General features: G+C 46.0%; 1 protein-coding gene. It reads left to right on the top strand.

All coding sequences use genetic code 11. The annotated features are described in order from the left end of the window. Positions 1–617 (top strand): MlaD family protein (locus tag R7040_RS27685; RefSeq protein ID WP_318097776.1); only part of this gene is annotated, 617 nt, incomplete at both ends.

Here is a 617-nt window from a genome sequence, read left to right as displayed (position 1 = left end):
GCAGCCCTCTACTCTATCGAAATCTGCCTGTCGGTAACGTTTCGGACTTCCATCTCGTCGATGGTGGCGTATTGATTAAAGCAACGATTGAAAATCGCTTTGCTTATCTGGTCACACCACAAACCGTTTTTTGGAATCGTTCAGGTATCGAAATTGATGCCTCACTTTCTGGCGTTAGCGTTAAAGCACATCCACTAAAATCTCTAATTGAAGGTGGAATTGCCTTTGATTCCGTGCCTGGCGTGGAAAACAAAGTTGGAGAACGTTGGAAGCTTTACGCTGATCAGCAAAAAGCGCGCAAATTTGGTCGAGTCATTTCGCTAGAAACAGACGGCACGCAAGAAGTACTTAAAGGTATGCCGATTGAATACCAAGGCGTGAAGGTAGGTGAAGTGACGCTTGTCGTACCGAATTTCCGTCGCAATCTGGTTGAAGTCACCGCCCGAATTTTACCGGAATACGTGGCAAATATCGCGGTAGAAGGCACGCATTTTTGGCTAACTGAACCTGAAATTGGCCTTGGCGGCGTGAAGAACTTAGGTGCGCTGGTTTCAAAATCTATCAGCGTTGAACCGGGTAATGGTAAGGTGAAGTTCGATTTCCAATTAGAAAAAGGG

Source organism: Vibrio sp. 1069 (genome assembly GCF_033340555.1).
The sequence above is the reverse complement of the archived record's forward strand: the minus strand, read 5'-3'. Positions and strand labels throughout refer to the sequence as shown.